Consider the following 25,490-nt stretch of genomic DNA (forward strand, 5'->3'; position numbering starts at 1 on the left):
GTCGGGCGTACGTCGTCCGGCCCACTCGGCAGCCATGTCAGCACGATCAGGGGGATCACACGATGGTCATGGTTCACGACGGCGGCGGCGGGGGCGGCCGCCAGGTCCTGATGCTCCTCGACGAGATCGAGGCCATCGCGCGTCAGACGATGGGGGCGATGCAGTCCGACGCCAACGCGCAGACCTCCACCTTCCGCAACGGCAACCTCGCACCCGGCGCCTTCAACGGCCTCGAGCAGGGCCTGGAGTTCCAGGCCCAGGAGCAGGCGGCCCAGCAGGTCTTCGTCGCCACGATCGAGAAGGTGATGACCGACCTGGAGACCTTCGGCCAGACGCTGATGGCCAACGTGGCCAACTTCCGGCAGGTCGACCAGTCCAACGCCGACACCATCACCGCCATGCAGGCCGACGAGCAGGCCGCCACGAGCGTGATGGACAACGTCAACCAGGAGTACTCCGCGCCCGACCACACCTTCGCGTCGCAGGAGACCTTCCAGGATCAGGTCACGGGCAACGAGGCGCTCGACGTCGAGCAGGACGAGACCACGCAGGTCCCGCTCGACGGCGGGGTCGACCCCGAGGTCGACGCCGACCGGGGCGACGGGTCGCGCGGCGACGGTCAGGGCGAGGGCGTCTCGTTCGAATGAGCATCCGCGCCGTCCTCGCCGCCGCGCTGGGGTCGACGCTCCTGGTGGGGAGCGTCGGCGCACCGGCGCTCGCCCGGCCCGCGGCGGACGGGGTCGCCCCGTCCGCGAAGCGCGAGCCGGCCCCGCGCCAGTGGTGGTACGACGCGATGCGCCTCGACCAGGCCCACCGCACGACCACCGGGAAGGGCGCCCAGGTCGCGATCATCGACACCGCCCTGGACACCAGCGTGCCCGAGCTGCGCGGGGCCGACGTCTCGCTGGGCACCGACTGCTTCGGCAAGAAGAGCAGGCCCGTGACCGGCATGGCCTCGGACCACGGGACCGCGATGACGGTCGGCGTCGTCGGTCAGGGCAACGGCGGCGTGCTGGGGGTCGCCCCGGACGCCACCGTGCGCTTCTACGGGATCGACCCCGACCCCGAGCGGCAGGGCTTCGAGTGCGACTCGGTCCTGATCGCCAAGCAGATCCGCAAGGCCGTGGACGAGGGCGCCGACGTGATCAGCATGTCGCTGGGAGCCGGTGACCAGACCGAGGAGCTCGCCCACGCCCGGGACAAGGGCGTGGTCGTGGTGATGGCCGCCGGCGCGCGCACCGAGGACAGCACCGCCATGGCGCTGCCGGCCGGGCTGCGGGGCTCGTTCGCCGTGCTGGCGGGCGGCAGCGACGGCCTCCCGTGGAGCGAGAACCCCGTCGGGCTGGCCGACCTCGACGCCTGGCCCACCATCACCGCACCCGGGATCGAGACACAGCTCGGCGGTGTCGTCGAGGGCCGTGGGTGGGTGCAGGGCGAGCCACGCACCGGCACGTCCGGCGCCACGGCGATCACCGCAGGCTCGTTCGCGCTGCTGAGGTCGCGCTATCCCGAGGCGACCGGCAACCAGCTGGTGCAGACGGTCATCCACCAGGTCGGCGGCAACGACTCGGGCGACCTCAGCTGGACCATGAAGGCGGGCTACGGCGGCCTGTCCGTCGTGCGAGCGCTGGAGACCGACCCGGCCGGCTACCCCGACGAGTACCCGCTGCTGCAGGAGAACCCGAAGGCCGTCATCGCGGCCTACCCCGCCAACGTCTACCAGGACCCCGCGGAGAAGTCGGGGTCCGAGCAGACGACCGGGTCCGGGGACGAGCCCGACGGGACCTCGACCGCGAGCGGCGCCGACCAGTCCGCTGCGGCCGACGGTGCGTCCTCCGACGAGGGCGGCGTGCCGTTCCTGCCCATCGCCGGCGGCGCGGCGCTGCTGCTGGCCCTCGCCGGTGGGCTGGTGGCGTGGCAGCGCCGTACGCGTCGCCCAGCCGCTTCGCCCGACGCCAGCACGACCCGATCCACTCCGTCCGCACCGACCAGGGGGTAGCACGACATGGGACCGAAGGAAGCCGAGCTCAAGAAGGCGCTCGACAGCAACCCCGACGCCCTGCTCAACGCCGAGCAGCGCTGGCAGAGCGCCAGCGAGGGCCTGATCGCGGTGGCCGAGGCCCTGCGGTCGCGACGCAGCGAGCTCCAGGTCGCCTGGCCCTCGGGCGAGGACGGCGTGGCGGCCACGGCCGCCTTCGAGAAGCTGGCCAGCCACGTCGAGGACAACGCCGACCGGCTGCAGCGCGGCGCGGACGCCTGCCGGGCCGCGTGGCGGGCCATGGACCAGGCGGCCAAGGACTTCCACAGCCTGCCCGAGCCGCCCGCCGGGTCGGCCGCGCTCGGCCCCGACGCCACGCCCCAGCAGACGAAGGCGGCGGACGAGGCCCGGACCGAGGGCCAGGCGGCCCGCGAGGCCGAGGCCGCGAAGTACGTCGGCCAGATGAACACCCGCTTCAGCACCGCCCAGTCCCGGATGGCCGAGGCGGCGCCGTACGACGCGGGCGTGAGCCAGCCCCCGCCGCCCTCGGGCACCGACCAGTCCTACTCGGGCAACGGCGGCGGTTCCTACGCCGCCCCGGGCAGCGGCGGCACCGGTCCCTACTCCACGAGCACCAGCGGCACCTTCGCCGGCTCGGCCGTGGGCATCTCCATGCTCGGCGGCCGCCCGGTCCTCGGTGGCACCGTGCGCCCGGGCAACGGCCAGGGCGTCGGCGGTGACGGCGCGACGGCCGACGGCGTCGTCGGCGGAACGGTCCCGGGCGCCGGGACCGGCGGTGCGGGCGGGTCGGGCGCGACCGGCGGCTCCGTCGCCGGCGGCAGCGCGGGGCTCGGCGGCGGCACGGGCGGCGCCATGGGCGCCGGTGGTGCGGCCGCGATCCTCGGTGGCGGCAAGGGACTGCTCGGCAAGGTCGGCGGCGCCGGGGCCGCCGGCCGTGGCGCCGGCGCGGCCGGCGCCTCGGCCCGGGCCGCAGGCGGGGCCGCCTCGGCCAAGGGCGGCACCATCGGCGGCCGGTCCGCCGGTGCTGCCGCGTCCAAGGGCGTCCTCGGTGGTCGCAGCGCCGCCACCGCGGGCGGGGCGGGCCAGACGGCCGGCGGCCGCAGCGGTGTTGCCGGCGGCCAGCAGGCGGGAGGCCGCAGCGCAGGCGGTCAGCAGGCCGGTGGCCGCGGCGGCGCGGCCGGGGGTCAGCAGGCCGGTGGCCGCAGCGCGGGCGGCCAGCAGGCCGGTGGTCGGAGCGCAGGGAGCTCGGGCGGCCGTTCGGGTGGCGCAGCCGGACGCTCCGCGGGTGCCGCGGGTCGACCGACCTCCGGCGGCATGCAGGCCGGTGGTCGCAGTGCGGCGGCCGGCAGCAACGCGCAGGCCGGCAGCGGCGCGACCGGCAGGTCGGGCACCGCAGCCGGGTCCAGGTCCGCCGCGCCGGGGAGCAACGCGGCCGGCGCCCGCAACGGCGGCGCCGGTGCCCGCGGCACTGGTCCCGGCTCGACCGGCCAGGCCGGGCGTGGCGCCCAGCGTGGTTCCGACGAGAAGGCGGACACGCGCAGGTCCATGGTCATGGCCGAGGACTGGCTCGACGACGACGACGTCGCGCCCGACGTCCTGCAGTAGTCCGCCCCGCCCCGGGTCGACGCTGCTCCGTCCGCGCCGACCCGGGGTAGCGCATCCCTGGGTCCGCCGTGCGGCGGATGTCCGTCAGGGGATCCGCAGTTTGCCGCTTCGGGTGAGGCGGGTCCGTTTGTGCCGATATCGTCGTCCCGTCCCGGTGACCGCGTCCGACTGCTCGTCGTGCGCCGGCCCGGGGCGTCCAGTCCAGATCGACCCGGGGGTGCTCCATGACGCAGGTCGCCGTGCCTGAGGGCGGTGTCGCGGGCGGCGGGCTGCTGCGCCTGACGGTCGTCGTCGGCGAGCGTCGCCACGACCTCGCGCTCCCGGGGCAGCTCCCCGTCGCCGAGCTCGTGCCCGAGCTCGCCCGGACCCTCAACCTGCTCGACGCGGAGTCGGTGTACGCCGGCTACGACCTCGTCGCCGCCGACGGTCGCCGTCTCGAGGGTGACCTGGGGCTGTTCGCGCAAGGGGTCGACCCGGGCAGCGTGCTGACCCTGACCGCCGGCGTCGACAAGCCCGCGCCGCGGGTCTACGACGACGTCGTGGAGGCGATGGCCGACGCCGTCGAGGCCGACATGCGTCCCTGGGACCCCGCCACCGGGCGGCGTACCGCCCTGGGAGCCGCGGCGCTCGTGCTCGGGCTGGGCGCCCTCGCGCTGGGCCTGCAGCGTCCCGACCTCGTCGCCGGTGCCGCGGCCGGCGTCTCCGGTCTCGTCCTCGTCGTCGCCGCCGTGGTGCTCGCCCGGGTGCGGGCCGAGCACGAGACGGCCGTGATGCTCGCCTGGGCCGGTGTCGTGTTCGCCGCCGTCGGTGGCGTCACCGCCGCCCCGGCCGGTCCGGTGCTGGGCCTGCCGGCCGCCGTCGGTGCCGGCGCCGCCCTCGCCGTGAGCCTGGTGGCGGTGTTCGGCCTGACCGAGCACCGTGCGTCCCTCGTGCCCGCGGCCGCCGTCAGTGCCGGTCTCGGCGTCGCCAACGGCGTCGTCGCCGCCACCACCTTCGGCGCGCAGGCCGTGCACACCGTGCTCCTGGTCGTCGTGGTCCTCGCCGGCAGCGCCGTCCCGTGGGTGGCGCTCTCCTCGACCAGCACCCGGGTCCCGCAGGCCCAGGACCACGCCCAGCTCACCGCGGAGGCGTTCCCGGTGGACGCGGGGGCCGTGCGCCGCGACGCCAAGATCGGCCACGAGGTGCTGCTGGCGGTCACGGCGACCGTGGGCCTGCTGCTCGTGCTGACCGCGCCGATGGCGGTCTCGCTGGGCGTGACCGGCACCTTCGTCGCGGTCTGCGCCTGCGTGGTGCTGCTGCTGCGGACGCGTCAGTACCGGGTGGGACCCGAGGTCGTGACCGGCCTTGGCTGCGCGGTCGCCGGCTTCGCCTCGCTCTGCGTCGGCATCGTGCTGTTCCAGCGCTCCTGGCTCCCGGTGCTGGCCGTCGTGCTGGCCGTCACCGCCGTGGTCCTGCTCGTCACCACCCTGGTCCCGCGACCGCCCTCGGTCCGCTGGGGTCGGCTCGGCGACGTCGCCGAGCTGACCGCGCTGGTGGCGATGATCCCGCTGGTGGTGGTCGCGGTCGGCGTCGTGGCGGCGGTGACCTCGTGACCGCCCGTCCCAGACCTGCCTCGCCCGGCTCGACGTAGCCCCGGCCCGCGCCTACTGTTCGTCACGTTTTGCATCTGTACGCACCGCACATCGGGGGAGAACCACACATGACCGACCGATCCACCACGCGTGTCGAGGCGCCCGCCCGGCGCCCGCGACGCACCCGCCGCGCCCGGCAGTCCCTGGCCGTGACCCTGATGGCCGTCGGCCTCGTCGTGGGGGCGTTCGCCGCTCCCTCGATGGCCGAGGACGCCGGTCTCGAGACCCAGGCCGCGAGCACGCTCGACGCGGCCGCGCAGGACGTCCTTCCCGCGGCCGATGGCCTCCCCGGGCTGCCGCCCGGTCAGGATGGCGAGAACCCGGGCCAGGGTGGCGACAACGAGCCGGGCCCGGGTGGGGACACCCCGGGCAACGGTTGCCCCGGCGACCTCTACGAGGGCAACGACACCTGTGACCTGATCGAGGTCACGTGTGACAGCAATTCTGAGCTGGATCCTCTTACGGGTGTGTGCCAGATCATTTCGACGGATCCCGACGATGACGAGGACGGGGAGACCCCCAACCCGAACCCCAACCCGAACCCGAACCCCAACCCGAACCCGAACCCGAACCCGAACCCGAACCCGAACCCGAACCCCAACCCGAACCCCACCCCGGGCACTCCCCAGACGCCGGAAACCCCGCAGACGCCGGGCACCCCCAGCGCCCAGCCCGGGGGCTACAGCGGCCCCGCTGCCTCGCCCGGCAGCCTCAGCAACCCCCTCGGCGTGGCCGAGGGCAGCGTGCCCGGTGCCGAGGCTGCTGCGCCGGTGACCTCGTGCAGCGACTCCGTCATCTGCCAGTCGGCCCCGGCCGCGACCTCGGCGGGCACGGCGACGACCGGCCTGCCCGAGACGGGTGCGGCCGAGAACAGCCGTCAGCTGCTCGCCGTCGGTGTCGGCCTGCTGCTGGCCGGTGGCCTGCTGCTCAAGCCCGGCCGCCGTGGCCGTCACCGCCTCGTCGGCGCGTGACGGACAGCGACACCGCGCACCAGCACCGCCCGTGACGTGACGCCGGGGCCCTCGGGCCCCGGCGTCACCCACGGCGCAGCACCTGCACCACCTGCAGCGACGACCAGACCGAGGGGAGGGCGGGGACGCCATGTCGAGCAAGCGTGACCTGGTGGAGGCCCACGGCTACAACCGCCGTCGTCTCGTCACCGCGTTCGTCAGCGGCGCACCGGGCGGCCGTGAGGTCGAGCCCGTTCGCTACGGCCGCACCATCATCGGCGGCATCGTGCTCGCCCTCATGGTGGTGGCCGGGGCCGCGGTGAGCGGGTTCCTCCAGAAGCCCCCTCCCAAGGACTGGGACCAGGCGGGCCTGGTGATCGGCAAGGACAGCGGATCCCGCTTCTACGCCTACCAGGGCTCGCTCTACCCCATCATCAACATCGCCTCCGCCCGGCTGCTCCTGGAGCCCGGCACCAAGCCGGTGACGATCGCGGACGACGTGATCGCCGGCAAGAAGGCCGGGGCGACCATCGGCATCGCCGGCGCCCCCGAGGTCCTCCCCACTCCGAGCGAGCTCGTCGACCAGGGCTGGACCGCCTGCACCAACTCCGGTGGTGGCATCCGCGTCAGCCTGACCGACCAGCCGCTCTCGCGCCCCGCCGACGGTGCGGCCCTGCTGGTGGAATCCGAGGGCAGGAGCTTCCTCGTCGCGGGCGAGCGACGGTTCGCCGTGCCCACGGGCTCGGCCGGCCAGCAGGTGCTGCGCTCGCTCGGCCTCGACGGGATCGCGCCCGTGCAGGTGTCCGGGCTCTGGCTCGGCCTCGTGCCCGAGGGCAGCGAGCTCGGCACCGAGACGCTGCCCGGCTACGGCAAGGCGGTGGACACCGGCGTCGAGGGGCTCGACCGGGTCGGGACCCCCGTCGAGGTGGGCGACCTGCACTTCGTGGTCAGCGAGCGGGGCACCCTGCTGCGCACCACCGAGTTCGCCGACCTCGTCTACCGCGCGTTCCAGCAGCCGGTCGAGAAGCAGCTGGCCGAGCTCGAGCAGCTCGACACCACGTCCGGCTCGGCCGGGCACCCCGGCGACTGGCCCGAGTCCGCGGTGACGCCGTACAGCCAGTCCACGACGCCCTGCCTGCGGATGGACAGCGGCGAGGAGCAGGCACCGGTGGTCCGGCTCGCCGAGGTCACCGACGACAGCGCCCTGTCCGACAGCACCGAGCTGGTCCGCAACGTCTCGCTCCGCAGCGGCGCCGTGGTCCGCGCGGTCAGCGGCGCCAACGTCATCGACCAGGGTGCGGTCTACCTGGTCGACGGGAGCGGCACCAGCTACGCCGTCGGCAGCCGTTCGGACGGCAGCGGGCTGGTCTCGCTCGGCTACGGCGACTACGCACCGCGGCCGGTCCCGGCCTCGTGGATGGACCTGTTCGCGCCCGGCCCGCAGCTCAGCCCCGAGGCGGCCTCGAAGCGGCCGGCGACCGTGAGCCAGTCGTGACCCCCGGCGCCCGCCGTCGTGCCGGGTCGCTGGCCGTGGCCGCGGTGCTCGCGACGGCCCTGTCGCTCGGTGTCGGCGCGACGACGAGCCCGGCAGCGGCGGCGGAGTGCGAGATCGGCAAGACGCAGTACTTCGACGGCCAGTCGCAGAACCTCGTGCGCCTCGGCATCCCCCAGACCTGGCAGCTGGCCCAGGGCAAGGGGGTGGTGGTCGCCGTCGTCGACTCGGGCGTGAACGACGACAACGCCCACTTCCCCGACGGCGTGCTGCTGCCGGGGACGTCCTTCGTCGCCGGGGACACCGACGGCACCGGCCGTACCGACGCGCTCGGGCACGGGACCGCGGTGGCCGGCATCATCGCGGCGCGCGCCCTGCCCCGGTCCTTCGGGTCGGGCATGATCGGCGCCGCTCCGGCCGCCCAGATCCTCCCGGTGCGGGTCTTCACCCGCGACCAGGACGTGCAGCCGGGGGAGACGCCGCTGACCGGCGACAACATCGCCCGTGGGATCCGCTGGGCGGTCGAGAACGGCGCCGACGTCATCAACGTCTCGCTGAGCGCCCCCAGCACCAACACCTCCCTCGCCGAGATCAAGTCGGCCCTCGCGCTCGCCGAGAAGCGCGACGTCGTGGTGGTCGCGTCCTCGGGCGACTCCGACGGCACCGAGCGCGTCGAGCAGCGCTTCCCCGCCGCGGGTCGCAACGTCATCGGGGTCGCTGCGACCAACGCCCAGGGGTTCGTCGACGACTACTCCGTGCACGGCGAGGCCGTCGACGTGGCGGCCCCCGGGGCCAACGTGCTGGTCACCTTCCACGGCAACGGCGACTGCCAGACCGGCCCGGACGTGGCGCTGACCAGCTGGGCCGCGCCCTTCGTCGCCGCCCTGGCGGCGCAGCTGCGCGAGCGCTTCCCGAAGGACTCCGCGGAGCAGATCGCCTACCGCATCCTCTCCACCGCCGAGCGCCCGGTGGCCGGGCAGCGCGACGACGACCAGGGATGGGGCGTGATCCGGCCCTACGAGGCCCTCACCGCCACCTTCGACACCCGTCGTGCCGGGCCGGCCGCCCCCGACCAGGAGAAGACCGAGGCGGTCGCGCTCGAGCCCACCGGAGCCCGGCCGATGCAGGCCACCACCGATCCACTCGACCCCGCGCGGCGCGAGGTGCTCTGGTGGCTGATCGGCGGCGGCGGCCTGGCGGCCCTCGCCCTGGTCTCCCGGCCGCTGGTGGCCCGCGCCCGGCGCGACTGACCCCGCTCGTCGCCCGCCGGGCCGTGACAGGGCTCGGTCCGTCCCCGACCAGCCGGACGCAGGCGTCGGCCGGGAGCCGGGCGCCGATAGACTCGGCGCGCCGTACGCCCACCGCCTGCAGAAGGATGCGCCCCGTGGCCCGAGTCGTCGTCGACGTCATGCCCAAGCCCGAGATCCTCGACCCCCAGGGCAAGGCGGTGCAGGGGGCACTGCCCCGGCTCGGCTTCAGCGGCGTGGTCGACGTGCGCCAGGGCAAGCGGTTCGAGCTCGAGCTCGACGGCGAGGCCACCGAGGCGGTGCTCGCCGAGGTGCACCAGATGGCGCAGACGCTGCTCTCCAACCCGGTGATCGAGGACTACGACGTGCGGGTGCTGCCGTGAGGGTCGGCGTCGTCACGTTCCCGGGCTCGCTCGACGACGTCGACGCGCAGCGCGCGGTCCGCCTCGCCGGCGCCGAGCCGGTCGCGCTCTGGCACGGCGACCACGACCTCGCCGGGGTCGACGCGGTGGTGCTGCCGGGCGGCTTCTCCTACGGCGACTACCTGCGCGCGGGGGCGATCGCCCGGTTCGCGCCGGTGATGACCGAGGTCGTCGACGCGGCGCGGGGCGGGATGCCGGTGCTCGGCATCTGCAACGGCTTCCAGATCCTGTGCGAGTCCCACCTGCTGCCGGGTGCGCTGATCCGCAACGACCACCGCAGGTTCGGCTGCCTCGACCAGCGCGTCGTGGTCGAGAACGCCCGCACCGCCTGGACCACCTCGTACGCCGAGGGCCAGCAGCTCACCATCGTGCTGAAGAACGGCGAGGGCTCCTTCGTCGCCGACGAGCACACGCTGGACGCCCTCGAGGCCGAGGGTCGGGTCGTCGCCCGCTACGTCGGCGAGAACCCCAACGGGTCGCAGCGCGGGATCGCGGGGGTCACCAACGAGGCGGGCAACGTCGTGGGGCTGATGCCCCACCCCGAGCACGCGGTCGAGGACCTCACGGGTCCCGGCACCGACGGGCTCGGCTTCTTCACCAGCGTGCTGGGCGCGCTCGCGTCCCGCTGAGCCGGCCGGGTCGGGTCAGAGCCGACCCCGCTCCAGCGCGGTCCAGGTCGCGGTCGAGACGACCCTGGTGGCGCTCACGCCGACGGCCCGCTGGTAGGTGCCGACCGCGGCGGCCGTGCGAGCGTCGTACCGGCCGGTGACGACCAGCGCGGAGCTCGTCGCCGCGTTGAGGGCGCGCTGCACCCGGACGACGTCGGCCCCGGTCGCGCCGGTGCGCAGCGCCCGACGGCTGTTGCCGGTGACGTGCAGGCTCACCCAGTCGCTGCGGCTGGCCCAGGTGCGGACCGGGTGGGCGACCCGGCGCTGGAACGCGTTCAGGGCCGTCGTGGTCGGGGTGTTCCAGGTGCCGGTGACGGCGTAGGGGTACAGCCGGCGCTGCTTGAGCAGGCACTGCAGCGCGACGAGGTGGTCGGTGCGCCCCGGCCCCGTGCGGGTGTACGCCGGGAGGCTGATCGTCGACGGCGAGCACCTCGCGTCGGCCAGGTCGGTGCCGGTGTAGCGGGGGCCCGGGGTCGTGGGGACCGGGGCGGGCGCCGGTGAGGGGCCGGGCGCCGGGCTCGGCGCCGGGCTAGGTGACGGGAGCGGGGAGGGCGTGGGCGTGGTGGCCCCGGGCAGGCGGGGGGTGCGGAAGTCGACCCAGTTGCTGTCGATCGTGATCGTCACCCCGCCCCAGGTCTCGCGGTGGTCGCCGCGGTACTGCTTGGCCCGGGCGTGGTCGGTCCACCCGGTGGTGCGCACCCACCGGGAGGTGGTGTCGGCCTTGCCGTCCCAGTCGGCGATCCAGATCTGGTCGGGCATCGCGATCGGGTTGCCGACGCGGACGCGGGCGTCGTCGAGCAGCCTGATGCCCGAGGCGGCGCTGGAGTAGTAGCCCGAGGCGTAGCCCAGGCGGTGCAGCTCGCGGGTCCAGGCGTCCATGAACCACAGCGCCGACTGCGTGCAGGCGGTCGAGGAGGTCGTGCTGAACGCCTCGAGGTCGTAGAAGATCGTGCTGCCCCGGACGATGCCGAGCGTGCCGGCGCGGCCGACCGCGCTGCGGGCCTCGGCGGCGCCCTGGGCGCGGGCGGCGGCGTACGTGCCGGTCGTGCTGGGGTTGATCGTCGGGTCGATGCTGCGTCCGTAGCGCGGGAAGCGGGTCGAGCACGACGCCTGCGGACCGAGCGTGATCGGCATCAGGTGCCAGCCGTCGGCCAGCTGGCTGGTCACCCACGACGGGGTGAGGTTCGCCTGGCGCTGGCAGGCGCGCGAGGCGCCGGAGATGTAGATGCCCACGGCGCGGTAGGGCGAGCTGCGTCGCCACGCGCGCATCGCGGTCTGGCTCGGCGCCTCGCACTGGTCGAAGCCCTTGCCGGTGAAGTCCCCGGGCGTCACCGGGTTCGCGGCGTACGACGGAGCGGGCGCGACGGCGAGGACACCGCCGGCCAGCGCGCCCACGACCAGCCCGGCGCCGGTGCGGTGGAGCCAGGTGCGCAGCCGGGAGGTCGTCCGGTGGCCGGGCAGACGCATGAGGTTCTCCAGAATGTCGGGATTTGCCCGTCACCCTAGTCACGTTCGTCCCAGCCGTAACACGCTCGCGAGAACTACAGGACCGTAGTTCCCGGGGCGGGTCTCAGGGGGTGCGCACCCGGATCTCCTCGCCCAGCTCGGCGCCTCCGAGGAGCTCCAGCCCGTCGCCGGACCAGAAGTTGCCGGGGTCGTAGTAGTTGGTGGGGCGGTCGGGGTCCAGCAGTCCCATGGCGGTGTAGGTCCGGGCCACGACCTCGGCGCAGTAGGTCGTCTCCAGCCCGGCGTCGTGGTGGACGCGACCTCGCGCCCACCGCCCCGCCAGCGCGGCCGTCGCCGGGAACGGCGTGCCGTCGAGCTGCGAGATGGTGCGCAGCACGGCGTCCTCCTGCGCCCGGCTGACCGGCGCGTCCAGCTGGCGCAGCCACGCCCGCTGCTCGTAGCGGCCGCACCACTGCTGCACCGCCTCGCGCAGGTCGTGCAGCTGCACCCCACGGTGGTGGCTGCCGGTCCAGACGTCGCGCAGGCCCTTGCCGAGCTCGGCATGCCACATCAGCGGCGGCATGTCGTCGAGCACGACCGCCATCCCGACGTGGTTGACCGGTGCGTTGGTCAGCACCCGGATGGCCTGGTCGGCGGCCGACCGGCCGCGGAAGAGCCACAGGTCCCCGGTCCGGGTGAGGTCGACGGCGTCGTCCAGACTCAGGCTCGTGACGGTGTGCATCGAGGAGGTCCTCCGGTGAAGTTCTCGTGGTGGAAGCTGCTGGGCCTGGCGGGGGTGGGTGGCGTCGCCGCGACCGGCGCCATCATCGCGCGCGACCAGCGCCAGCGGGCGCAGCTCTCGCCCGACGACGTGCGGGCGCGGCTGCACGAGCGGCTGGCCGAGGCCGACGACGGGACGGGCGGCGGGACGGGCGGCGGGACGGGCGGCGGGGGCAGGGGTCCGGCCCCGGTAGATTGACGCCGTGCCCGAGACGACCTCGCCCGAGCCCGACCGTCCCTCCGACCCCGGTCTCGACGCTGGTCCCCAGACGGGCCTCGACACCGTGGCGGTCGCCGCGGCCGACCCCGAGCGCGAGCAGCCCTGGTCGACGCTGGGCCTGACCGCCGACGAGTACGCCCGGATCCGCGAGATCCTCGGTCGCCGGCCCACCTCCTCGGAGCTGGCGATGTACTCCGTGATGTGGAGCGAGCACTGCTCCTACAAGTCCTCCAAGGTGCACCTCAAGCAGTTCTCGGAGATCCCGCAGGAGACCCGGGCGGGCCGGATGCTCGCCGGCATCGGCGAGAACGCCGGGGTCATCGACATCGGCCAGGGCTACGCCGTCACCTTCAAGGTCGAGAGCCACAACCACCCGTCGTACGTCGAGCCGCACCAGGGCGCCGCCACCGGCGTCGGCGGCATCGTCCGCGACATCCTGGCTATGGGCGCCCGCCCGGTCGCGGTGATGGACCCGCTGCGCTTCGGTCCGCTGCACGAGCCCGACACCCACCGGGTGCTGCCCGGGATCGTCTCCGGGGTGGGTGGCTACGGCAACTGCCTCGGCCTGCCCAACATCGGCGGCGAGGCCGTCTTCGACCCGACCTACCTCGGCAACCCGCTCGTCAACGCGCTCTGCGTCGGCGTGCTGCGCCACGAGGACCTGCACCTCGCCAAGGCGACCGGCGCCGGCAACCAGGTGGTCCTGTACGGCGCCCGCACCGGCGGCGACGGCATCGGCGGCGCCTCGATCCTGGCCTCGGAGACCTTCGACGCGACCAAGCCGTCCAAGCGCCCCGCCGTCCAGGTCGGCGACCCTTTCATGGAGAAGCTGCTCATCGAGTGCACGCTCGAGCTGTTCGCCGCGGGCGTGGTCGCCGGCATCCAGGACTTCGGCGCGGCCGGCATCTCCTGCGCCACCAGCGAGCTCGCGGCCGCCGGTGACGGCGGCATGCACGTCGAGCTCGACCGGGTGCCGCTGCGCGACTCCTCGCTGGCCCCGGAGGAGATCCTGATGAGCGAGAGCCAGGAGCGGATGATGGCGGTGGTCGAGCCCGCCGACGTCGAGCGCTTCCTGGAGATCTGCGGCAAGTGGGACGTCGAGGCCACCGTGGTCGGCGAGGTCACCGGCGAGGGCCGGCTGGTCATCGACTGGCACGGCGAGACGGTGGTCGACGTCGACCCGCGCACGGTCGCCCACGAGGGCCCGGTCTACGAGCGTCCCTACGCCCGCCCCGACTCCCAGGACGTGCTCCAGGCCGACGGGGCCGAGGCGCTGCCGCGCCCGACCACGCCCGACGAGCTCCGCGAGACGCTGCTGCGGCTCGTGGCCAGCCCCAACCTGTGCGACAAGTCGTGGATCACCGACCAGTACGACCGCTACGTCCGCGGCAACACCGTGCTCTCCCAGCCCAGCGACAGCGGCATGGTGCGCATCGACGACGAGACCGGTCTCGGGGTCGCGCTCTCGACCGACTGCAACGGCCGCTTCGCCCGCCTCGACCCGTACGCCGGGGCGCAGCTCGCGCTCGCCGAGAGCTATCGCAACGTCTCCACCGGCGGCGCCACCCCGGTCGCGATCTCGGACTGCCTCAACTTCGGCTCCCCCGAGGACCCGGCCGTGATGTGGCAGCTGGCCGAGGCCTGCCGCGGCCTCAAGGACGCCTGCCTCGAGCTGGGCGTGCCCGTCACCGGCGGCAACGTCAGCCTCTACAACCAGACCGGCGACACCGCCATCCTCCCCACCCCGGTCGTCGCCGTGCTGGGCGTCATCGACGACGTCGCCCGGCGCACCCCGACCGGCTTCGGTCGCGCCGGCGACCGGGTGCTGCTGCTGGGGGAGAGCCGCGAGGAGCTGTCGGGCTCGGAGTGGGCGCACGTCGTCCACGGCCACCTCGGCGGGCTGCCGCCGCGCGTCGACCTCGCCGCCGAGCGGGCGCTGAGCGAGGTGCTGGTCGGCTCGGCCGCGCTGCTCACCTCGGCCCACGACGTCTCCGACGGCGGTCTCGCGCAGACGTTGGTGGAGTCCGCGCTGCGCCACCACGTCGGTGTCGAGGTCACGCTCGACGGCGTCCACGCCGACGTCTTCGTCGCGCTGTTCGCCGAGTCGGCGGCCCGCGCGGTCGTCACCGTCGACCCGGCCGACGAGGAGGCGCTCGTCGCGGCGGCCCGCGAGGCGGGCGTGCCGGTGACGGCGATCGGGACCACGGGCGGCACGACCGTGTCGGTGGCCGGCGCGTTCGACGTACCCCTGGACGAGCTGCACCAGGCCTGGGTCGCGACCCTGCCGCTCGCCCTGGGCTGAGAGGGCCCGACCCGGGGGTTGGTGCCCGTCGCGTGGTCCGGTCCGTCACAGTGGTGGGACGACGAGGTGCGAGCCGTCCGAGGCCGCGACCCGTCGCCGCCGACCTGGAGGACACCATCACCACGCGCGCACTCGCCCTGATCCCGGGCCTCGCCCTGGCCCTGACCCTGACCGCCTGCGGCGGCTCCGACAGCGGGTCCGACAGCGGGTCCGAGGGTGGCTCGGCCTCCGGCTCCTCCTCGGAGTCGGCGTCGGCGTCGCCCGAGGCCGCCGAGGCCACCGGGGAGGACTACGCCGCCCTGTTCACCGCCCTGACCGAGCAGCAGGGCAAGGTGCAGCAGCCGGGCTCGGCCGAGGAGTTCAACGCGCAGGCCGACTTCCCCGACGGGGTCTCCGTCGCCGACTTCGACCCGCAGGCGCAGACGATCTGCGTCCAGGACGAGAACAAGGGCATCTCCGGCACCTTCACCGGGGCCGGCGACGTCGGCGTCGTGCTCTCCGACGGGGTGTGCGGCAAGGGCGAGGAGGTCTCCAAGCTGGTCCCGGACCCGGCGAACCAGGACAAGGTCAAGATCGAGGGCGACCAGGAGATCGGTCAGCCGGTCGCCGACGTCTTCGCCCAGCAGTCCGGCTCCTGACCCGGGCCCCGCGCCCGACGGAGACCCGTCACGCACGACGGCCCCGGGACCGTGAGGTCCCGGGGCCGTCGTGCGTCACCTGCGGCTCAGAACGAGGCGAGGCGGGTGCGCAGCTGCTGCGAGGGCTTCTGCTGCTCGCCCTGCTGGGCGCCCATGACGATCAGGGTGCCGGTGACGGCGGGGATCGCCCACTGGGTGATCTTGAGCTGGCGCTGGGCCTTCTTCAGGCCCTCGGAGGCGCCGGCGTGGGGCTCGGTGGCGCCGACGGCGCCCTGGTCCTGCTCCTGCTCGACCTTGCGGCCCAGCGCACCCGACCACGCCGTCAGGCCGGCGGCCACGACGGTGAGACCGAGCTTGACCAGCGTGTTGTTGGCCGCCTCGTCCTGCTGGCGGACCCGGTTGCTGTTGGAGGCGATGAGGCCGGCGCCGCCGATGGCGTGGACGCCGATGGCCGCGGCGGCCACGGGGGACCAGCGCTTCCAGCCCAGCGAGGACAGGCGCGTGCGCTCCTGCGGGTCGTGCGCCTCGGCGGTGGCGCCGTTGAGCCCGACGGCGCCCATGAGGGAGCCTCCGAACCAGGTGGCGAGGCCGAGGTCGTGCATGCTGCGGATGACGGTGTCGCGCTCGGACATGGATGTCCTTCCGATGGGGTGGGCCGCGCAGGGCTGCGGCGGCCGATACCGACCCGTACCCACGCCCGAGGGGCCTCACCGGCCTCCGACCCCTCGGGCTCACGCGCTGGCTAGCCTGGGGTCGTGCCCGCCCACCTCCGCCTCGCCGACCCCGGCGCGGTCGCCGACGCCCGGGCCCGGCTCGCCACGGGCGACCACGGCCGCGCCGACCTCAAGCTGCTGGTCAAGCACTACCTGGCGGTGCTGGCCGAGCGCGCGCCCGGCGCCTCGGTCGAGGTCCGGGTCCCGCCGTACGCCGCCGCGCAGGTGATCCCGGGCGTGCGTCACACCCGCGGCACCCCGCCGGCCGTGGTCGAGCTCGACGCCGACACCTGGATCGCGCTGGCCACGGCAGCCGTCTCGTGGTCGGAGGCGCTGGCCGCCGGACGGGTCCGGGCCTCCGGCGAGCGCGCCGACCTGACGGCGTACCTCCCGCTGGGGTAGGCCGTCGGGCTCCCTCCGGGGCTCCTAGGGTGGCGCCATGGACATCGAGGAGCTGCGTTCCCGGGTGCAGGCCGAGCTGCCGCGCCTGCGGTCGGACCTGGAGGACCTGGTGCGGATCGAGTCGGTCAGCGCCGACCCGGCCCGCGTCGCTGAGGTGCAGCGCAGCGCCGAGGCGGTGGCGACGCTGTTCCGGGCCGAGGGGTTCGAGGACACCCGCATCGTGAGCGCCCGCGAGGACGGCGGCGCCCCCGCGGTGATCGCGCGCAAGCCCGCGCCGCAGGGTCGGCCCACGGTGCTGCTCTACGCCCACCACGACGTGCAGCCCGAGAACGACCACGCCGAGTGGACCTCGCCGCCCTTCGAGCCGACCGAGCGCGACGGGCGGCTGTTCGCGCGCGGCGCCGCCGACGACAAGGCCGGCATCGTGGCCCACCTGGCCGCGGTCCGCGCGCTCGGCGACGACCTCGGGGTCGGCGTCACCGTGTTCGTCGAGGGCGAGGAGGAGGTCGGCAGCGACACCCTGCCCGACCTGCTGCGCGAGCACGCCGACACGCTGCGCGCCGACGTCATCGTGATCGCCGACAGCGCCAACTGGGACATCGGCGTCCCCGCGCTCACCACCAGCCTGCGCGGCCTGGTCCGCGTCGACGTCACCGTGCGCACCCTCACCCACGCCGTGCACTCGGGCATGTGGGGCGGGCTCGTGCCCGACGCGCTGATGGCGCTGACGCGGCTGCTGGCCAGCCTGCACGACGACGCCGGCGACGTCGCGGTGGAGGGTCTGGTGAGCGGGCCCGCCGCCGACGTGGAGTACCCCGCCGACCGGCTGCGCGCCGAGTCCGGCGCCCACCCCGGCGTGGAGCTGATCGGCACCGGCTCGGTCGTCGAGCGGCTCTGGACCAAGCCGGCCCTGACCGTGACCGGCGTCGACGCCCCGCGGGTCGAGGGCGCGAGCAACACCCTGACCCCGGTCGCCCGGGCCAAGATCTCGCTCCGCGTCGCGCCCGGCGACACCACGGCACACGCGCTGGCGTGCCTGCGCCACCACCTCGAGGCCCACGTGCCCTGGGGGGCCCAGCTGGCCGTCGACCTGGTCGACACCGGTGAGGCGACCCGCATCGACGCCACCGGTCCGGCGTACGACGCGGCGCGCCAGGCCTTCACCGAGGCCTGGGACGGCACCGCGCCCGTCGACATGGGCGTGGGCGGCTCCATCCCCTTCATCGCCGAGTTCCTCGAGACCTTCCCGGAGGCCAGCGTGCTGGTGACCGGCGTCGAGGACCCCGACACCCGTGCCCACGGCATCGACGAGGGCCTGCACCTCGCCGAGTTCGAGCGGGTCTGCCTCGCCGAGACGCGGCTCCTCGACCTGCTCGCCGGGGTGGGGGCCGCGGACTAGGGTGGCCGCGCGCCCGCCATGTCCCCGCGGGTCCGGGTGGAGGTGGGCCGTGCGAGCCGACGACGTCGAGGCGCGCGGACGCGACGCTGCGCCCGCCGTGGGGCGGCGTACGACACTCCTGGTCGTGGCCGCGCTGGTCGTCGCCGGCGCCCTCGCCCTGCTGCTGCCCGGCACCGTGGCGGTCGCCGCCACCGCCCAGGTGCTCGGGGCGGCGCTCTTCGTGCCGGCCGTGCTGCTGTGCTGGCGCGCGGGCCGGGTGACCCGGGCGCGCTGGTCGCTGGCCTGGCGGCTGCTCGCCGGGGCGGCCGCCGCGTGGGCGGCCGGCAACGTGGTCACGGTCGTCTCCGCCGTGGTGCTGCCGGGCCGCGGCATCAACGCCGGCATCTACCCGCTGCAGGGCGCCGCGATGCTGCTGGTGCTCGCCGCGCTGCTGGTGCTCCCGCGCCCGCGCTGGACCCCGGGGCAGGCGGCCCGGGCCTGGCTCGACGTCCTGGTGCTCGTGGCCGGCGTCGGCCTGATCGGCTCGGTGTCGCTGGTGGAGCAGGCGGTCGAGGGGGCGTCGGGCGCCGTGCGCGTGTTCGCGCTGGCCTACCCGGCAGCGGCGCTCGCGATGGTGGGGCTGGCCTACGAGCTGAGCCGACGCCACGTCTACCCGCCCCGACCGGAGCTGTTCCTGCTCTCGGCGTCGTTCGTCGCGTGGCTGGCCGGCGCCGCGGCGTACACCCTCACCCCGGACGCCTACGTCGCCCCGGCCGGGGTGACCTGGGCCGTCGGGGTCGGTACGACGCTGCTGGCGCTCTCGGCCCACCGGGTGGTCCGTCGCCGGCCGGACACCCTGGAGGTGGGTTCCCGGGTCTCGCGCGTGGTGCTCGCCGCGCCCGAGGCCGTGGTGGTCGTCGCCGCGGTGACCGGCATCGCCGTCGGGCTCGACCACTGGCCGCAGCGGGTGCTCGCCGCCGTCCTGACGCTCGCGGTGGTGGTGCGTCACGTGGTGGTCAGCTCCGACGCCCGGAGGTTCCACTGGCGCCTGGAGCGCGAGGTCGCCGACCGCACCGCCGACCTGCGCGACTGGACCGAGCGCTACGCCACCATCCTGGACACCGTCGGCGACGGCATCGTCAGCACCGACGGCCGGGGCGTCATCACCTTCGCCAACGCCTCCGCCTGCACCCTGCTGGGCCGCACGCCCGAGGAGCTGGTCGGTCGCGAGGCCTGCGGAGCGCTGTGCACCGCGCCGCGGCACGACTGCCCCTTCGACGCAGCCCTGAGGGGGTCGGTGGTCGACGGCGTCGACGCCGAGCTGCGCCACCGCGACGGGGCGGTCGTGCCGGTGGAGCTGCACGCGACGCCCCAGCCGTTCGACACCGCCGACCGGGCCGAGGCCGCCCACGACGGCGGGGTGGTGATCGCCTTCCGCGACGTCTCGGCCCGCGTGGCCGTGGAGCAGGTGAAGCGGCAGTTCGTCTCCACGGTCAGCCACGAGCTGCGCACCCCGTTGACCTCGGTGCGCGGCGTGCTCGAGATGTTCGTCGACGGTGACGCGGGCGAGCTCACCCCGGACGGCCACCGCCTGGTCGCCAACGCGAGCCGGGGCGTGGAGCGGCTGAGCCGGCTGGTGGACGACATCATCGACGCCGAGAAGCTGGCGACCGGCCAGTTCCGCCTGCACCGCACCCGGATCCCGCTGGCCCGGGTGCTCCACCAGACCGTCACCGCGCTCCAGCCGCTGGCGGCCGGCGCGCACGTGGGCATCGAGGTCGGGGAGGTGGGCCCCGCCCAGGTGTGGGGCGACGCCGACCGCATCGAGCAGGCGCTGGTCAACCTCATCGGCAACGCCGTGAAGTTCTCGCCCGAGGGCGGGACCGTCGAGGTCGGGGTCACCACCGAGCGCGACGCGGTGCTGGTCACCGTCCGCGACCACGGTCCGGGGCTGCCCGAGGACCAGCTCGAGCACGTCTTCGAGCGGTTCCACCAGGTCACCAGCGGTGCGGCGACCGACCGGGGCGGCACCGGGCTGGGCCTGACCATCACCCGCTCGATCGTGCAGCAGCACGGTGGTCGGATCTGGGTGGAGAGCACCCTCGGCGAGGGCGCGCTGTTCAGCTTCACCCTCCCGGTGGCCCCGGGCTGGTTCCCCGGCGCCCGGGCCGGCACGACCGGCTCCGCCCCCGGCGCGGCGACCGGCTTCCTCACCGGGCCCGGCGACCCCGAGACCGTCGGGGGGCCTCGCTAGCCTGGAGCGGTGCCCCTGACCACCGACGCCGTCCTGACGCTCGTGCAGGAGGTGGCGGCCGAGGTGGTGACGCCCCGCTTCCGCTCGCTGTCGGAGTCCGACATCGACGAGAAGCAGCCCGGCGACCTGGTGACGGTCGCCGACCGCGAGGCCGAGGAGCTGCTCACCGCGGCGCTGCTCGAGGCCTACCCCGACGCCGTCGTGCTGGGCGAGGAGGCCTACGCGGGCGACGAGGGGCTGTTGCAGCGGTTCCGCGACGCGGCCCACGGCTTCACCGTCGACCCCGTCGACGGCACCAAGAACTTCGTGCAGGGCTCGCCCGACCACGCGGTGATGGTCTCCGAGGTCGTCGACGGCGAGACCGTACGCGGCTGGATCTGGCAGCCCGAGCACCGGGTGGCCTGGGTGGCCGAGCGTGGGGCGGGCACGCGCCGCAACGGCGAGCCCGTCGTCCGCGAGCCCGCCGGGCCGCAGCCGCGCGGCGCGACCTCGATCTGGTCGCGTCGGGGGCGCCAGCCCCTCGGGCTCCCGGCCCTGCGCGGCTCGTGGGTCTGCTGCGGCATCGACTACCCGCGGCTGCTGGAGGGCGAGGCCGACTACCTGCTCTACGGCCACACCAACGCGTGGGACCACCTGCCCGGCTCGCTGATGCTGCGCGAGGCCGGGGGAGCGGTGGCCCACCGCGACGGCACCCCCTACACCGCCCGGTCGGACTCGCCCGGCCTCGTCGTCGCCGCCGACGCGGAGACGCTCCGCCTGGTGCTGGAGGCCTGCGAGGGCATCTGGCCCCGCACCGGTTCCTAGACCGCTCACCGTCGCCGTGTCACGGCACCCGCCGCCGGGCCGTACACTCGGGCCCGTGGCCAGCCCCTCCAGCCGTCCCGGTGACGGCCGTCTGACTCACGACCTCGACCCCCACGAACGCTCACCGCAGGACGCCTGCGGCGTCTTCGGCGTCTGGGCCCCGGGGGAGGACGTCGCCAAGCTGACCTACTTCGGCCTCTACGCGCTGCAGCACCGCGGCCAGGAGTCGGCGGGCATCGCGGTCAGCAACAGCCGCCAGATCCTGGTCTACAAGGACATGGGCCTGGTCTCGCAGGTCTTCGACGAGTCCACGCTGGAGGCCCTCAAGGGCCACCTCGCGGTCGGCCACTCCCGCTACTCCACGACCGGCGCCAGCACCTGGCACAACGCCCAGCCGACCTTCCGTCCGACCGAGCACGGCTCGATCGCGCTGGCCCACAACGGCAACCTGACCAACACCCGCGACCTGCAGGAGATGGTCGACGCGATGCCGGGCGACCGCGGCGAGCTCGACCTCGGCGGCCGCAAGCTCGAGGTCACCACCAACGACACCTCGCTGGTCACCGCCCTGCTGGCCTACCACCCCGACACCAGCCTGGAGGAGCGTGCGGCCGAGCTGCTGCCGCTCATCAAGGGCGCGTACTCGTTCGTCTGGATGGACGAGGGCACGCTGTACGCCGCCCGCGACCCCCAGGGCATCCGCCCGCTCGTGCTCGGCCGCCTCGAGCGCGGCTGGGTCGTGGCCAGCGAGACGGCCGCGCTCGACATCGTCGGCGCCTCCTACATCCGCGAGATCGAGCCCGGCGAGATGGTCGCCGTCGACGAGCAGGGCCTGCGCACCCGTCGCTTCGCCGAGGCCGCACCCAAGGGCTGCCTGTTCGAGTTCGTCTACCTGGCCCGCCCCGACACCCTGATCTCGGGTCGGCGCATCCACAGCGTGCGGGTCGAGATCGGCCGCCGCCTGGCCCAGGACTTCCCCGCCGACGCCGACCTGGTGATCCCGGTGCCGGAGTCCGGCACCCCGGCCGCGATCGGCTACGCCGAGGCCAGCGGCATCCCCTACGGCACCGGCCTGGTGAAGAACTCCTACGTCGGGCGCACCTTCATCCAGCCGAGCCAGACCATCCGCCAGCTCGGCATCCGGCTCAAGCTCAACCCGCTGCGCGACGTCATCGAGGGCAAGCGGCTCGTGGTCGTCGACGACTCCATCGTGCGTGGCAACACCCAGCGCGCCCTGGTCCGCATGCTGCGCGAGGCCGGCGCCCGCGAGGTGCACGTCCGGATCGCCAGCCCGCCGGTGAAGTGGCCCTGCTTCTACGGCATCGACTTCGCCACCCGCGCCGAGCTGATCGCCAACGGCCTGAGCTCGGAGGAGATCTGCTCCTCCATCGGCGCCGACTCGCTGGGCTACATCGAGCTCGACCGGCTGGTCGAGGCGACCACCGTGCCCAAGGACGACCTGTGCCGCGCCTGCTTCGACGGGGTCTACCCGGTCAAGCTGCCCGAGCCGGAGAACCTCGGCAAGCACCTGCTCGAGATGGCGCCGCTGCTCGACGCCGACGGGTTGGCGACGTCGCTGACCGGGGGCGGGGCGCCCGACGCCCTGGAGCGCCCGTGAGCGCCGGCACCGGTCCCGCGGGCACCGCCGGGGTGACGTACGAGTCGGCCGGGGTCTCCATCGAGGCCGGCGACCGTGCCGTGGAGCTGATGAAGGTCTGGGTCGACCAGGCCCGACGCCCCGAGATGATCGGCGGCATCGGTGGCTTCGCCGGACTCTTCGACGCCAGTGCGCTCAAGGCCTACGACCGCCCGCTGCTGGCCAGCTCCGCCGACGGTGTGGGCACCAAGGTGGCCATCGCCCAGGCGCTCGACAAGCACGACACCATCGGCTTCGACCTGGTCGGCATGCTCGTCGACGACCTCGTCGTGTGCGGCGCCGAGCCGCTCTTCCTCACCGACTACATCGCCACCGGCCGCGTCGTCCCCGAGCGCATCGCCGCGATCGTCAAGGGCATCGCCGAGGCCTGCGTGGCCGCCGGCTGCGCGCTGATCGGCGGCGAGACCGCCGAGCACCCCGGCCTCCTCGGCCCCGACGAGTACGACGTGGCGGGCTCGACCACCGGCGTCGTCGAGGCCTCCCAGCTGCTCGGCCCCGGGCGGGTCCGGCCCGGTGACGCCGTGGTCGCGATGGCCTCGAGCGGGCTGCACTCCAACGGCTACTCCCTGGTGCGCCACGTGCTGCTCACCCAGGGCGGCCGGTCGCTGGACGAGCACGTCGACGACCTCGGCCGCACGCTGGGCGAGGAGCTGCTCGAGCCGACCCGGATCTACGCCAAGGCTTGCCTCGACCTCGCCCGCGACACCGAGACCCACGCGATGTCCCACATCACCGGCGGTGGCCTGGCCGCCAACCTCGAGCGGGTGCTGCCCGTCGAGCTGAACGCGACCCTCGACCGCACCACGTGGTCGCTGCCGCCGGTCTTCGAGCTGGTCTCGCGCACCGGGTCGGTGGCCCGCAAGGACCTCGAGCGCACCCTGAACTGCGGTGTCGGGATGGTCTCGCTGACCGCGCCCGAGGACGCCGACCGGGCCGTCTCGCTGCTCGCGGGCCACGGCATCGAGGCCTGGGTGGCCGGCACGGTCGCCACCGCCGACGAGCAGGACGGTGGCCGGGTCCGGCTGCGCGGCGACCACCGCTGAGCCCCCGCACCACCCCGCCCCGGGCCCCCACGGGCCCGCGCCACGACGCGTCCGGACCGCCCCGGCCACGCGGCGGGCTCGCCGATGCCCGCCCGATGTGCGCGAGTGACCATCGGGCGGCTAGGGTTGCGTCACGAACAGTTGACTCCGACCGGCAGCCGTCGAGCGCCGGCCAAACGTGCGAGGGGGCCACCCATGGGGCGCGGCCGTGCAAAGGCGAAGCAGACCAAGGTTGCTCGCGATCTGAAGTACCGCACTCACGAGACGGACTTCGCGTCGCTGGCGCAGGAGCTCCACGGGAGTGACTCGGCCCCGGCCGAGAACACCGACCGTGTCGATGACTCCGACGAGTACGACAAGTGGGCCGACTACTCCGGCCCCTCCTCGCGCGACTGACCCTCGCCCGTCGTCTCCTCCCCGGCTCTCGGTGAGCCGGCACTGCGGCGTACTCCGAGACGATCGGCACCACGGGGGAGCCCCCGACGGTGCTTCTCGTCTCGGACTACCGCGCCGCGGGGGCGACATGCGAGGGATGTCCGCCTTGGTGCGAATGCACCATACGGGGGTCTACGCAAGAGTGGACCCGAGCCGGTCTAGACGGCGATCGCCGAATTTCCCCGGTTTCCCGGAATCCGGACATATCAGGTTTCGATGGACCCCCCTCGGTGGCAGACTCCCCTCAGAGCAAGTCGCTCTGAACTAGCACAAAGGGGAGCGCCGTGGTAACGCGACCGACTGAGACCGAATCCCTCCTCACGCCCGCTGAGGTGGCCGCCATGTTCCGCGTGGACCCGAAGACGGTCACGCGCTGGGCGAAGGCGGGCAAGCTGTCCGCCATCCGCACGCTGGGCGGCCACCGCCGCTACCGCGAGTCCGAGGTCAACGAGCTCCTGGGCGGCACCATCCCCGCCCAGCGCGGCGCTCGCGACTGACCTCGTGTCCTCGGCGCGGTGTGCTCGCACCGCGCCACCCGAGGCCGACCGAGGCTCCTCACCCACCGGTGAGGAGCCTCGTGCACGTTCGGGGCCCTGTCCGGGTCCCCGCAGGTCCTAGGCGGACCGGAGGTCGTCGAGGAGCTGCTGCATCCGCGCGATCTCGGCCGTCTGCGTCGCGGTGACGTCGTCGCGCAGCTCGCCCACCCGGGCGTCGACCCCCTCGCCGGCGGTCTCGTCGGCCATCGCGACCGCTCCCTCGTGGTGGCGGATCATCGAGCTCAGGTAGAGCTCGTCGAAGGCCGCCCCGCGCGACCTCGCCAGCGCGTCCATCTGGGCGTCGGTGAGCATGCCCTCCATCGACGCGTGACCGTGCTTGCCGTGGTCCAGCGCCATGGGGTCCTTCGCGCTGGGCACCTCCAGCGCCCGCTCGTCGAGCCACGCCGCCATCATGGTGATCTCCGGCCCCTGGGCCGCTTCGATCCGCTCGGCCAGCCGCCGGACCCGAGGGTCCTCCGCGCGCTCCGGCGCCAGCTCGGACATCCGCAGCGCCTGCGCGTGGTGCGGGACCATCATCTGCATGAACATCACGTCGTCGTGGGACCACTCGTCCTCGGCGACGGCGTCGTCCCCGCTCACCTCGCGGGCGTCCTCGCCCGGCTCGCCCCCCTGGACCACGCGCGGCCCGTCGGAGGCGGTGGACCCGCCGGAGGGCGAGGCCCCGGCGCCGGGATCGGCGTCGGTGCCGCCGCAGGCCGACAGGGTCAGGACCCCGAGCAGGGCCAGGGCGGCGAGGCGCGGCACGGGCCGGACGGGTCGGAGAAGGCGTGTGGGGGTGCATCCCGAGACGGACACGGTGGGGCTCCTCGATCGGTAACGAATCCAGCACGACCTGCGCGAAACGGGG

The 25,490-nt window shown here is 74.4% G+C and carries 24 protein-coding genes; 20 read left to right on the top strand and 4 right to left on the bottom strand.

Annotated elements, in window-relative coordinates:
• Positions 1-62 precede the first annotated feature (62 nt).
• The 9 genes from ASG49_RS09535 to purQ all read left to right on the top strand — a co-directional run bounded on the left by ASG49_RS09535 (position 63) and on the right by purQ (position 9,975).
• Positions 63-647: a hypothetical protein gene (locus ASG49_RS09535; RefSeq protein ID WP_056540740.1), complete on the top strand. Its 585-nt coding sequence runs from the start codon at positions 63-65 to the stop codon at positions 645-647.
• Positions 644-1,999: a S8 family serine peptidase gene (locus tag ASG49_RS09540; RefSeq protein ID WP_056540742.1), complete on the top strand. Its 1,356-nt coding sequence runs from the start codon at positions 644-646 to the stop codon at positions 1,997-1,999. Before ASG49_RS09535 ends, ASG49_RS09540 begins: the two co-directional genes overlap by 4 nt.
• Positions 2,000-2,005: 6 nt before the next feature.
• Positions 2,006-3,604, top strand: coding sequence for a hypothetical protein (locus ASG49_RS09545; protein ID WP_056540745.1), 1,599 nt, complete (start codon positions 2,006-2,008; stop codon positions 3,602-3,604).
• Positions 3,605-3,828: 224 nt separating this feature from the next.
• Complete coding sequence (gene eccD, locus ASG49_RS09550) at positions 3,829-5,196, top strand: type VII secretion integral membrane protein EccD (RefSeq protein ID WP_082533984.1); 1,368 nt, start codon at positions 3,829-3,831, stop codon at positions 5,194-5,196.
• A gap of 188 nt (positions 5,197-5,384) precedes the next feature.
• Complete coding sequence (locus ASG49_RS09555; RefSeq protein ID WP_156384264.1) at positions 5,385-6,206, top strand: LPXTG cell wall anchor domain-containing protein; 822 nt, start codon at positions 5,385-5,387, stop codon at positions 6,204-6,206.
• A 130-nt stretch (positions 6,207-6,336) separates the two neighbouring features.
• Positions 6,337-7,680 carry a type VII secretion protein EccB gene (gene eccB / locus ASG49_RS09560; RefSeq protein ID WP_056540750.1) on the top strand — a complete coding sequence of 448 codons (1,344 nt, stop codon included), beginning with the start codon at positions 6,337-6,339 and terminating at the stop codon, positions 7,678-7,680.
• A complete protein-coding gene (locus tag ASG49_RS09565) occupies positions 7,677-8,927 on the top strand; it encodes a S8 family serine peptidase (RefSeq protein WP_056540754.1) in 1,251 nt (416 codons plus the stop codon). Before eccB ends, ASG49_RS09565 begins: the two co-directional genes overlap by 4 nt.
• Positions 8,928-9,061: 134 nt before the next feature.
• Positions 9,062-9,307 carry a phosphoribosylformylglycinamidine synthase subunit PurS gene (purS, locus tag ASG49_RS09570; protein ID WP_056540756.1) on the top strand — a complete coding sequence of 82 codons (246 nt, stop codon included), beginning with the start codon at positions 9,062-9,064 and terminating at the stop codon, positions 9,305-9,307.
• Positions 9,304-9,975 carry a phosphoribosylformylglycinamidine synthase subunit PurQ gene (purQ, locus tag ASG49_RS09575; RefSeq protein ID WP_056540759.1) on the top strand — a complete coding sequence of 224 codons (672 nt, stop codon included), beginning with the start codon at positions 9,304-9,306 and terminating at the stop codon, positions 9,973-9,975. The genes purS and purQ overlap by 4 nt, the downstream gene beginning before the upstream one ends.
• 15 nt (positions 9,976-9,990) lie before the next feature.
• On the opposite strand, the gene ASG49_RS09580 is transcribed toward purQ, so the two are convergent.
• Together ASG49_RS09580 and ASG49_RS09585 are read right to left on the bottom strand one after the other, a co-directional pair.
• Positions 9,991-11,481: a glycoside hydrolase domain-containing protein gene (locus tag ASG49_RS09580; protein ID WP_056540762.1), complete on the bottom strand. Its 1,491-nt coding sequence runs from the start codon at positions 11,479-11,481 to the stop codon at positions 9,991-9,993.
• A 103-nt stretch (positions 11,482-11,584) separates the two neighbouring features.
• Positions 11,585-12,202, bottom strand: coding sequence for a hypothetical protein (locus ASG49_RS09585; RefSeq protein ID WP_056540765.1), 618 nt, complete (start codon positions 12,200-12,202; stop codon positions 11,585-11,587).
• Between the two features lie 15 nt (positions 12,203-12,217).
• Here ASG49_RS09585 and ASG49_RS09590 point away from each other — a divergent pair, with 15 nt between their 5' ends.
• The 3 genes from ASG49_RS09590 to ASG49_RS09600 all read left to right on the top strand — a co-directional run bounded on the left by ASG49_RS09590 (position 12,218) and on the right by ASG49_RS09600 (position 15,400).
• Positions 12,218-12,439, top strand: coding sequence for a hypothetical protein (locus ASG49_RS09590; RefSeq protein ID WP_056540768.1), 222 nt, complete (start codon positions 12,218-12,220; stop codon positions 12,437-12,439).
• An 85-nt stretch (positions 12,440-12,524) separates the two neighbouring features.
• Positions 12,525-14,762, top strand: coding sequence for a phosphoribosylformylglycinamidine synthase subunit PurL (gene purL / locus ASG49_RS09595; RefSeq protein WP_056541267.1), 2,238 nt, complete (start codon positions 12,525-12,527; stop codon positions 14,760-14,762).
• A 53-nt stretch (positions 14,763-14,815) separates the two neighbouring features.
• Positions 14,816-15,400 carry a hypothetical protein gene (locus ASG49_RS09600; RefSeq protein WP_056540770.1) on the top strand — a complete coding sequence of 195 codons (585 nt, stop codon included), beginning with the start codon at positions 14,816-14,818 and terminating at the stop codon, positions 15,398-15,400.
• A gap of 86 nt (positions 15,401-15,486) precedes the next feature.
• Here ASG49_RS09600 and ASG49_RS09605 read toward each other — a convergent pair whose 3' ends face one another.
• Positions 15,487-16,032, bottom strand: a complete 546-nt coding sequence (locus tag ASG49_RS09605; RefSeq protein WP_056540775.1) for a hypothetical protein — start codon at positions 16,030-16,032, stop codon at positions 15,487-15,489.
• 123 nt (positions 16,033-16,155) lie between these two features.
• On the opposite strand from ASG49_RS09605, the gene ASG49_RS09610 reads away from it, so the two are divergent.
• The 8 genes from ASG49_RS09610 (at position 16,156) to ASG49_RS09645 (ending at position 24,583) form a co-directional block, all read left to right on the top strand.
• Positions 16,156-16,515 carry a sterol carrier family protein gene (locus tag ASG49_RS09610; protein ID WP_056540778.1) on the top strand — a complete coding sequence of 120 codons (360 nt, stop codon included), beginning with the start codon at positions 16,156-16,158 and terminating at the stop codon, positions 16,513-16,515.
• Between the two features lie 37 nt (positions 16,516-16,552).
• Positions 16,553-17,914 (top strand): dipeptidase, encoded by a 1,362-nt coding sequence (locus ASG49_RS09615; protein WP_056540781.1) that lies wholly within the window; start codon positions 16,553-16,555, stop codon positions 17,912-17,914.
• Positions 17,915-17,963: 49 nt separating this feature from the next.
• Positions 17,964-20,147 (top strand): ATP-binding protein, encoded by a 2,184-nt coding sequence (locus ASG49_RS09620; protein WP_056540786.1) that lies wholly within the window; start codon positions 17,964-17,966, stop codon positions 20,145-20,147.
• 9 nt (positions 20,148-20,156) lie between these two features.
• On the top strand, positions 20,157-20,951 hold the full coding sequence (locus ASG49_RS09625) for an inositol monophosphatase (RefSeq protein ID WP_200936263.1): 795 nt from the start codon (positions 20,157-20,159) through the stop codon (positions 20,949-20,951).
• 55 nt (positions 20,952-21,006) lie between these two features.
• Positions 21,007-22,569 carry an amidophosphoribosyltransferase gene (gene purF / locus ASG49_RS09630; RefSeq protein ID WP_056540788.1) on the top strand — a complete coding sequence of 521 codons (1,563 nt, stop codon included), beginning with the start codon at positions 21,007-21,009 and terminating at the stop codon, positions 22,567-22,569.
• Entirely contained in the window at positions 22,566-23,651 is a 1,086-nt protein-coding gene (purM, locus tag ASG49_RS09635) for a phosphoribosylformylglycinamidine cyclo-ligase (protein WP_056540791.1), read from the top strand. The genes purF and purM overlap by 4 nt, the downstream gene beginning before the upstream one ends.
• A gap of 195 nt (positions 23,652-23,846) precedes the next feature.
• Positions 23,847-24,047 carry a DUF3073 domain-containing protein gene (locus ASG49_RS09640; protein WP_056540794.1) on the top strand — a complete coding sequence of 67 codons (201 nt, stop codon included), beginning with the start codon at positions 23,847-23,849 and terminating at the stop codon, positions 24,045-24,047.
• Between the two features lie 323 nt (positions 24,048-24,370).
• Complete coding sequence (locus ASG49_RS09645; RefSeq protein WP_056540797.1) at positions 24,371-24,583, top strand: BldC family transcriptional regulator; 213 nt, start codon at positions 24,371-24,373, stop codon at positions 24,581-24,583.
• A 117-nt stretch (positions 24,584-24,700) separates the two neighbouring features.
• On the opposite strand, the gene ASG49_RS09650 is transcribed toward ASG49_RS09645, so the two are convergent.
• Complete coding sequence (locus tag ASG49_RS09650; protein ID WP_056540801.1) at positions 24,701-25,387, bottom strand: DUF305 domain-containing protein; 687 nt, start codon at positions 25,385-25,387, stop codon at positions 24,701-24,703.
• Between the last annotated feature and the right edge of the window lie 103 nt (positions 25,388-25,490).

The sequence above is a fragment of the Marmoricola sp. Leaf446 genome (assembly GCF_001424755.1).
Classification (GTDB): Bacteria; Actinomycetota; Actinomycetes; order Propionibacteriales; family Nocardioidaceae; genus Marmoricola.